We start from the raw sequence: 8,362 nt of genomic DNA, 5'->3' as shown, positions 1-8,362 counted from the left end.
AGGTTCAGCGTGGCCGCACCGATGATCCCGGACAGTACGAGCGCGCCGAGGGTGAAGGCCAGCGTGACCCTGGCACGGAGGCCCAACTGGGAGTCGCCCGGCTGCCGTCGCGAGGTCGACGCGACCCCGCTGGTGTCGTCGGCGACGTTGCCGCCGAGCGGGGGTCCACCCGCCTTGGCATCGGTGGTGCTCGATCGGGATGCGTTGGTGGTTGCCTCGGTGTGGTCCTTGGCGCCCTTGGCGCGATCGCCATCACCGCCCGAAGGGGTCGCACCCGAGCGATCGTCGGTGCGCCGCCCCGACCGTTTCACGCCGCCAGCTTGTAGCCCAGGCCGCGCACGGTCAACACGTGCCGAGGGTTGCCCGGATCGGCCTCCACCTTGGTGCGCAGCCGGCGCACGTGGACGTCGACCAGCCGGCTGTCGGCGAGGTAACCGTGGCCCCAGACCTTCTCGAGCAGGTCCTCGCGCGAAAAGATCCTGCCGGGCGAGCTGGCGAGTTCGACCAGCAACCGAAACTCGGTCTTGGTGAGGTGGATCGTCTCGTCCGCCAAGGTGACCACGCCCTCGTCGGGCACAATCTCCAGGTCGCCGAAGCGCATGCGGTGCTGGAGCGAGTCGCCGGAGCGCACCCGTCGCAACAGGGCGCGAATGCGAGCCGACAGTTCCTTGGGCACGAACGGCTTGGTCAGGTAGTCATCCGCACCGGCCTCGAGCCCGGCGACCACGTCGTGGGTGTCGGCGCGGGCGGTCACCATGATGATCGGCACGTCACTTTGTCGACGTACGGCGCGGCACACCTCGAAGCCGTCGACGCCGGGCAACATGATGTCGATCAACACGACATCGGTGGGGTTGGAACGGAAAGCGTCGATCGCCGCCTCGCCGGTGGCCGCTTCGACCACCTCCCACCCCTCGTCCTCGAGGGCCAGCTTCACGGCGGTGCGGATGCGTTCGTCGTCCTCGACGGTCAGGATTCGGGTGCTCAACGTAGGGCTTTCGTGCCTGAGGCCTCGGGGCGGTGCCCGACGCGATGCGGGCGTTTCGGAACCGAGGCCTGAATTCCGATGGAGCCAGATGAGGCCGCCGCGGCCAGGCTACCGGGCGCGCCGGGTAGCCCCGTGCCCACCCGTCGTTGAGCGCTCAGCCCCCAGCGGCACCCAGGCGGGTGAGCACGTCGCTCAACGAGCCGAACAGCGGCGGTGCTGCGGCGAGGAGGACCCATCCGGACGTGGGCTCGGCCGTGGTCGCCACCGGCCCGCCGGTCGGCCCGGCAACGAGTGGCTGGGCGGTCACCCTGGCGCCGGCCTCGGTGGCCACCAACGACCCGGCGGCAAAGTCCCACCAGTGCGGGCCGGTCTCGTAGTAGGCGTCGACGCTGCCGTCTGCGACGTAACAAAAGTCGAGCGCCGCCGCACCCCGACGCCGGAGGTCGCGCACCTGGGGCAGAAGAGCGGTGGCCACCGCCCCCTGTCGGCCGCGGCGGCCAGGGTCGTAGCCGAAGCCGGTTGCGACCAGGGCCTGGCTCAGCGGCGGGGATTGGGCGACGACGAGCCGCTCGCCATTGCGGGTGGCGCCGCCCCCGAGGGTGGCGACGTACTCGAGGTCGAGGCGGGGCGCGATGACGACGCCCACCAGGCTGCGCCCGCCGCGCGTGGCCGCCACCGAGATGCCCCAGTCCGGCTGGCCGTAGACGTAGTTGGTCGTTCCGTCGATCGGATCGACCACCCACACCACCCGATCGTCGGCGTCGCCCCGAGGGTCGTCGGTCCACTCCGAGACGCTCTCCTCGCCGAGAAACCCGTCCCCGGGTCGGGCGTCGAGCAGGGCATCGCGGATGACCCGCTCGGTCGCTCGGTCGGCTTCGGTCACCAGGTCGGTCTCGCTCGACTTGGTCGTTCTGGCCCCGCCTTGGCGGCGTATTTCCGCCTGGGCGTCCGACGCCGTGCGGGCTCCCAGGCGGGCGGCGGAAAGGGCCAGGGTGCACAACTCGTCGGAGTCGACGGCAGCGTCCGGTCGGTTCGCCTCACCGGCTCCGGGGTGGCTCACGAGCCGCCGACCCACTCCCCGGCCACCCGCAGCGTGATCACCGCCACCGCCGCCACCCCGAGGGCGGCGATCACCGACGCGGCCAGCATCGAGGCTCCGATCGCCACATCGCACGATCCTGTGCACGCCACATCGCCGAAGCGACCGCCGACCAGCGCCCCTGCCAGTCCGCCGGCGATGATGGCGGCGAAGGCCACCGCCCGTGCCCAGACGGGCGCGAGCGCGGTCTGCGGGCCCTCGGCGTCACCGCCTGGGCTGCCACTCGGGGCGCTGTTGGAGTTGTCGCTGCCTTCGCTCGAAGCGGCCATCGTCGCCGATGGTACCCGCCGGTGGCGGGGCTTCCCCCTCCGCCGCTCGCAGGCCGGCCCGACCGGTGGCCGGCAGGGTCGAGCGGGTCATCCCGGCGATGCGGTTCCGGCCCTGCGGCGGCCGGGTGGGCCCGCTCGGCCATCGCTAGGCTGCGCGACGTGAGCGTTTCGCCCGACACCCCTCAGCCCGTGCGGCACTGGACGGTGGGCGGAGCGGTGATCGAAGGCCCGGATGGGGTTCTGCTCGTCCGCAACCGCCGCCAGGGCGGCGTGGTCGACTGGTCGCCGCCCGGCGGGGTGATCGACGTTGGTGAGGAACTGGTCGAGGGGTTGAGTCGCGAGGTGACCGAGGAGACCGGCCTGGTCGTGCCCAGTTGGCGGGGACCGCTCTATGAGATCCGCTGTAGCGCTCCTCAGTTGGGCTGGGAACTGCGCGTCGTCGCCTACGGCGCCGAGCATCCCGGCGGTGAACTGTCCTTCGACGACCCGGACGGCATCGTGGAAACCGGTGAGTGGTTTCGTGCCGAGCGCTCCCACGAGCCGCTGGTCGACTCCCCGCCGTGGGTGCGCGAGCCGCTCGTCGAGTTTCTGACGCACCGCTGGGCGAATACCCGCCGGTTCTCCTACCTGATCGAGGGCGACCGTCGGGCCGACCTGCGGGTCACGCGTACCGATCCAGATGAGCGCTGAGCCGCACGGGGGCCCAGCCGGGCAGCGTGGGCGCACCACGCCTCGCTGGGTGCTGCACGCCGACATGGACTGCTTCTTTGCTGCGGTCGAGGTGTTGCGGCGGCCCGAGCTGGCGGGCCGGCCGGTGCTGGTCGGCGGCGATGGGCGTCGCGGCGTCGTCGCTGCGGCCTCCTACGAGGCCCGGGCCACCGGGGTCGGCTCGGCGATGGCGATGACCGAAGCCATGCGCCGCTGCCCGGTGGCGGTGGTCCTGCCCGGTGATCACGACCACTACCGCGAGGTGTCGGGTCGTCTGATGGCGATCCTCCGGGAGCTGAGCCCGCTCGTCGAGCCACTGTCCCTCGACGAGGCGTTTGTCGAACTCACCGGCAGCGAGCGGCGCCTCGGCGACCCCATCGTCACCGCCGCCCGGCTTCGTCAGCGCATCCACGACGAGATGGGCCTGTGGGCGTCGGTCGGACTCGGTCCCAACAAGACGATCGCCAAGCTGGCGTCGGAGGCGGCCAAGCCCTCAGCGGATCCGCGCGGGCCGATCCCCGGGCCGGGCGTTGTCGCGGTGCGCCCCGACGAGGTGATCGGCTTTCTCGAGCGGATGCCGGTGCGGGCGCTGCCCGGGGTTGGGCCGGTCGCCGGCGAGAAGCTGGGTCGGTTGGGGGTGCGCACGATCGCCGAGCTGACCGAGGTGGGGGAGGGTGCGGTGCGGCGGCTGTTCGGCGCCGCCGGTGCTCGCCAGCTCATCGCCCTGGCCAAGGGCGATGATCCTCGCCCGGTCATCGCCGACGCGCCGGCCAAATCGATCAGCTCCGAGCGGACCTTTCCCACCGATCGCTTCGCCGTGGGGGAACTGTCGGCCGATCTGGCGGCGATGTCGGATCACGTCGCGGAGCGACTGCGGGCTGCCGGGGTGACCGCAACGACGGTGCAGATCAAGGTGCGCTACGGCGATTTCCGCACCCTCACGCGGGCGCAACGCCTGGACGCGCCCACCGACGCCACCGTCACGGTGCGGGAGGTGGCCTCGGCGTTGCTCGACCAGCTCGACCTGAGCGTCGGCGTTCGCTTGCTCGGCGTGGGGACGACCGGCCTCGCCCGGGGTGCCCCTGCGCAGCTCCGCCTCGATAGGCTGTCCGACGATGACGATCGAACCCTCGACCGCACCGTCGATGATGTCCGCCGCCGTTTTGGCCGTGACGCCATCGGGCCGACCCGCCTGGTCGAGGACCCGGCCGCTCCGCGCGTTGTGAGCGGCCCCGGGGTGCGCGATCATGGTGCCTTGAACGAGAAGGGGGTCAACGGTGCCGCTCTCTGAAGACGAACAGCGCATCCTCCGGGAAATCGAGGACCGCCTCTACGAGTCCGACCCCGCGCTGGCCAACGAGGTGCGGACGCGCACCGTTCACACCGCGGTGCTGCGGCGCATCCGCTTGGCGGCGGTCGGCATGGTCGTCTCGCTCGCCCTGACCATCTTCTTGTTGTCGGTGCATTTCCTGTTGGCCTTTGTCGGATTTCTGGTCACCTTCGCCCTCGGCGCGGTGATCGAGTCCGGCATCCGGCAGCTGGGCCAGGATGGCATGGGCGAGTTGTTCAGCCAGGTGACCGGGTTTACCGGCGTTCGCCGCCCGGAAGCCTCGACCAGCGCCGACGCCGGCGACGACAGCTGAGGATCGCTCGGTCCCTGCGCACCGGGCAACGATCCCCCCACCGAAGCTCATCGAGCACGGTGCTGACAACAGTGCGCTGAGCACAGGGCGACGGGCACCTGACCGGGGAAGTGGATCAGCCCTGCGAGTGGCGGCGCCGCCCGGAGCGACGAGGCGCCATTCCGAGGCTCCAGCGGATGCGCTCGGCCCGGCTCCACTCCGACGAGACCGTCTCCGAGGCCTGGTCGGCCAGCCGGCGGGCCTCCTCGGCCTGGGTGTCCTCCGGGGCGCGATCGCCGAACGCCCCGGCCGCGGCCAGCTCGCTCAGCGGGCGAAGGGTGGCCAGACCGGTCTCGCCCTCCATCCGGCGTGCAAACTCGGCAGCGGTCTCGCTGGGACGGGGGTCTCGACGTCGCATTGCCAACCGGTCGGTCACCTCGGTCCAGGCGCCGGCCGGTACCCGGGCGGGGTCCTCGGGCCGGTAGCGGCGTTGGCGGGCGTTGCGCACCCAGGCGACCCGGCCGGCGACCGCACCTGCTCCCAGGGCAAACGCTGCGAACAGCCCGAGCAGCCACCACGGGGTGCTCGTCGGCGTCTCGGGCATCGGCAGCGGCTGCTGTTCGGGCTGAGCCGGCGTCGTGCCGTCGGCGGGGGTGTTGTCCGGCGTCGGCGGAGCGGTCGTCGGCGGGGCGGTCGTCGCCGGAGCGACCGGCTCGGGCGAACCGTCGCCGGAGTCTTGTTCGAACGGCACGCCGGTGACCGGTTCGGTCACCGGGTTGCCACGCCCGGGCGTCGGCTCGAAGGCGACCCACCCGTACTCCGACAGAAACACCTCGGGCCAGGCGTGGGCCTGGCGTCCGGTGATGGTCCAGGTCCGGTTGGCAGCGTCGTAGTTGCCCGGGGTGAAGCCCACCCCCATCCGGGACGGGAGCCCGATGGAGCGGGCCATCAGCACGAAGGCGCTGGCGTACTGGGTGCAGAACCCCCGCCGCTGACGGAGGAACGATGCGGTGGGGTCGACGGAACCCCGGTAGTCGGCCGACGTGTCGTACTCGCCCTGGCGGAGATCGTTCTGGAGCGCCTGCAACTTGGCGACGTCACCGGCGGCGCCGCCGGTGATCCGCTGCGCCTCCTCGCTCACCTCCGGGCTGAGGCCCTCGGGGAGGGCGCGCGCAGCCTCGATCTCGTCGCCGCCGGGGACCTCTTTACCCGGTGAGGCCACGTCGGGGATCGCCGAACGGACGGCGTAGGTCATGCCCTGAGGCAACTCATCGCCCTCGGCGATGATCAGCGTCGCCGACGGCTCGTCAAAGCTGACCGGAATCTCGGACGCAACCTCGATCGGATCGGAGGCGGCGGGCATCCAGATGCCGGCCAGGCCATCGATCGCCACGGTCTGGTCGATCTGGTTGCGGGTGGGAAGCGTCGTGACGTCGGGCAACTCCCCGGACACGTCCTCGAATGCGGTGGTCGAACTCCACACGTTGGACTCGAAGGTGTCCAGTGCGGTCAGCCGCCAATAGCTGGGCCGGTCCTCGGCGGTCTCGACGGTGAACATGACGTCGTCGCTCTGGGGGCCCAGCTGGTCGGTGATCGACACCAGGGGGGACAACACCTGACGATCGGCGCGGTCCGACGACAGGTCGGTGAGGTCGATCACCGGCGTGCGGTCCTGGGTGAAGGCAAGGTGGGCCAACGTGCCGGCGAGCACCGCAACCACCAGCACCCCCGCACCGAGCCGGGCGGCAGCCCAGGTGCCACTGGAACGCTCGCCGCTGCGCCAACGGCCCCGTCCGTTGTTGACCGTGCGAACGGCGAGCAGGTGGGCGCCCAGCGCAGCGGTGAACACCACCGCCGAGAACACTTGGGCAGGGCCCCGGGCCAGCGTCGCCCCAAAGATGAACACGCCGACGTGGGTGGTGACCGCCTGAACCGGGACGTTGCCCCGGTGGACGGCGGTGTCCGAGTAGAGGGCGACGACGACCAGCACCAGCGAGGCGGCGGCGATGAAGCCGGGTTGGGCGGGGGCCGGGGCGACGAGCTGGCGGAAGCTGTCGAAGGACTCCCCGGTGAGTTCGACGAACCGCGACACGGTTTCGCCGGTGGGAAGGCCGGCCACGACGGTTTCGGGCAGGGTGAGATTCGCCCATGCCACCAGTCCGGCGATGGCCGACAGCAGGGGAGCGATCCACACCGACAGCCGGAGACGACGGCCGATCGACTCGCTGGCGTGCACGATCAGCGCCGGCAACAGGACCGCCGGCAACCAGTCCCAACCGGAGAACAGGCGGGAGAAGCTCAGCGCCGTCGCTGCGGTCAGCATCATCAGCGTGACCTCGGGCAGCCACCATCCCGGCGGACGGCGCTCGCCGTTCTCGGCCCGGGCCGTGCCCACCGCCTCGGGGGCGGCGGCGCTGCGGCTTGGGCTCATCGCTGCGGCCCGCCCGGTTGGACCGACCCGGTTGAACGCAGCGGCGCCCCGCCGAAGCGCAGGCGTTGAGCCAGCTCCTCGGCCCATGCCTCCGACCAGGTGGTCGCCAGCTCGATGCCGGATCCAAAGGGCACGACGCCCGGCTGCGCCTCGGTCGCCGAGCAGTCGATCGATACCAGCATGCGGGAGCTGTCGCCGTTCGTCAGCAGCCGGCGATCATCGGCGCTCAGGGTGGTCCCGCACACGACGATCAACCCGGTGGCGTCGTCGGCCAGCGTGCGGGCCACCGACGACAGGTTGGCCTCGGGGCCGATCGCCACCGTCGCCAAGCGGTCCATCACCGGTCCCAAACTGGAGGCGTCGGACAGCGTCCGGGTGTCGAGGCCGGCGGTGCTGAGCAGCCGCACCGGACGGTCGGCGACCACCGCGGTGAGCACGCTGGCCGCCGCCTCGACCGCCCGCTCGAACGAGCTGACGCTCTGGCGGGACGCCCGGCCGTCGAGTACGACCGCCACGTGGCTCTCATCGGGCCGCTCAAACTGGCGGACCATCAGGTTGCCGCTGCGGGCGACGGCGGGCCAGTGGATGTGGCGGATGTCGTCGCCGGCTTGGTACGGCCGGAGCCCGACAAAATCCTCCGGCGCCTGCGTGGGCGTCATCAGCAGTGCGTGGTGGCGGTCGTGTTGACGCCCGCCACCGGGCAGGCCGGTCAGCCGGTGGATGCGCGGGCGCACCAACACGCTGGCCTCGGCCTGCGGGGCGAGCGCCCGCTCGAACAACCCGAACGGGTCCTGCTTGGCCAGCTGGGCGGGGCCGAGGCGAAGCACACCGCGCCCCGTGGTCGGCACGACGGTCCTCAGGCGGCGGCGTTCGCCCGCCCCCAAGGGCGAGAGGCGCACGGGGTCGGTGCGCTCGCCGGCGGGATGCATCGGCTCGGCGATCCGATCCCGCAGCGACACCAGGCCGCTGAACCGGCCGCCGTTGACGACCAGCACCATCTGTTCGACTGCGTCGCCGTTGGTGACCGCCGTTGGCGCCACCCGTTGCAGGGTGAGCGACCCGGAGCGCATGACCACCAGCACCGAGACGGCAAGGGCGACCATCAGGGTGAAGGTGGCCACCCACAGCTCGGGGTAGGAGAACACGATCGAGGCCGGGACCAACACGGCGACCAGGGCGATCAGCGCCCAGCCGGATCGAGTGGGCGTGAGCACGCCCGAACGGGAGTAGGTGGCCACGGTGACT

The 8,362-nt window shown here is 71.6% G+C and carries 9 protein-coding genes; 3 read left to right on the top strand and 6 right to left on the bottom strand.

All coding sequences use genetic code 11. The features are described 5' to 3' along the window. From PKD89_RS08105 to PKD89_RS08090, 4 genes are all read right to left on the bottom strand, one after another. On the bottom strand, positions 1–311 hold a 311-nt coding region (locus tag PKD89_RS08105; RefSeq protein WP_289012427.1), incomplete at its 3' end, for a hypothetical protein. Beyond that, the gene (locus PKD89_RS08100) at positions 308–988 is read right to left on the bottom strand and encodes a response regulator transcription factor (RefSeq protein WP_287379312.1); all 681 of its coding nucleotides are present in this window, start codon (positions 986–988) and stop codon (positions 308–310) included. The genes PKD89_RS08105 and PKD89_RS08100, both read right to left, overlap by 4 nt. Before the next feature lie 154 nt (positions 989–1,142). Next, on the bottom strand, positions 1,143–2,048 hold the full coding sequence (locus tag PKD89_RS08095; protein ID WP_324332363.1) for an inositol monophosphatase family protein: 906 nt from the start codon (positions 2,046–2,048) through the stop codon (positions 1,143–1,145). Beyond that, entirely contained in the window at positions 2,045–2,356 is a 312-nt protein-coding gene (locus tag PKD89_RS08090; RefSeq protein ID WP_287379314.1) for a hypothetical protein, read from the bottom strand. Before PKD89_RS08090 ends, PKD89_RS08095 begins: the two co-directional genes overlap by 4 nt. A 159-nt stretch (positions 2,357–2,515) precedes the next feature. On the opposite strand from PKD89_RS08090, the gene PKD89_RS08085 reads away from it, so the two are divergent. Genes PKD89_RS08085 through PKD89_RS08075 form a run of 3 tightly spaced genes read left to right on the top strand, consistent with a single transcriptional unit; the run spans position 2,516 to position 4,707 of the window. Further along, a complete protein-coding gene (locus PKD89_RS08085) occupies positions 2,516–3,046 on the top strand; it encodes an NUDIX hydrolase (RefSeq protein WP_289012429.1) in 531 nt (176 codons plus the stop codon). Next, positions 3,036–4,355 carry a DNA polymerase IV gene (gene dinB / locus PKD89_RS08080; RefSeq protein WP_289012430.1) on the top strand — a complete coding sequence of 440 codons (1,320 nt, stop codon included), beginning with the start codon at positions 3,036–3,038 and terminating at the stop codon, positions 4,353–4,355. The genes PKD89_RS08085 and dinB overlap by 11 nt, the downstream gene beginning before the upstream one ends. After that, a complete protein-coding gene (locus tag PKD89_RS08075; protein ID WP_287379317.1) occupies positions 4,342–4,707 on the top strand; it encodes a DUF3040 domain-containing protein in 366 nt (121 codons plus the stop codon). The genes dinB and PKD89_RS08075 overlap by 14 nt, the downstream gene beginning before the upstream one ends. A gap of 115 nt (positions 4,708–4,822) precedes the next feature. On the opposite strand, the gene PKD89_RS08070 is transcribed toward PKD89_RS08075, so the two are convergent. Beyond that, positions 4,823–7,117, bottom strand: coding sequence for a transglutaminase TgpA family protein (locus PKD89_RS08070; RefSeq protein ID WP_289012431.1), 2,295 nt, complete (start codon positions 7,115–7,117; stop codon positions 4,823–4,825). Beyond that, a complete protein-coding gene (locus PKD89_RS08065; RefSeq protein WP_289012432.1) occupies positions 7,114–8,355 on the bottom strand; it encodes a DUF58 domain-containing protein in 1,242 nt (413 codons plus the stop codon). Before PKD89_RS08065 ends, PKD89_RS08070 begins: the two co-directional genes overlap by 4 nt. Positions 8,356–8,362: the final 7 nt, after the last annotated feature.

The sequence above is a fragment of the Candidatus Neomicrothrix sp. genome, assembly GCF_035329545.1.
GTDB classification, from domain to species: domain Bacteria; phylum Actinomycetota; class Acidimicrobiia; order Acidimicrobiales; family Microtrichaceae; genus Microthrix; species Microthrix subdominans.
This window is presented reverse-complemented; position numbering and strand designations above follow the sequence as displayed.

Excerpts from the sequence above, each read along its gene's own strand:
- PKD89_RS08090 (WP_287379314.1), bottom strand. The coding sequence starts at position 2,356 with ATGGCCGCTTCGAGCGAAGGCAGCGACAACTCCAACAGCGCCCCGAGT.
- dinB (WP_289012430.1), top strand. The coding sequence starts at position 3,036 with ATGAGCGCTGAGCCGCACGGGGGCCCAGCCGGGCAGCGTGGGCGCACC.
- PKD89_RS08070 (WP_289012431.1), bottom strand. The coding sequence starts at position 7,117 with ATGAGCCCAAGCCGCAGCGCCGCCGCCCCCGAGGCGGTGGGCACGGCC.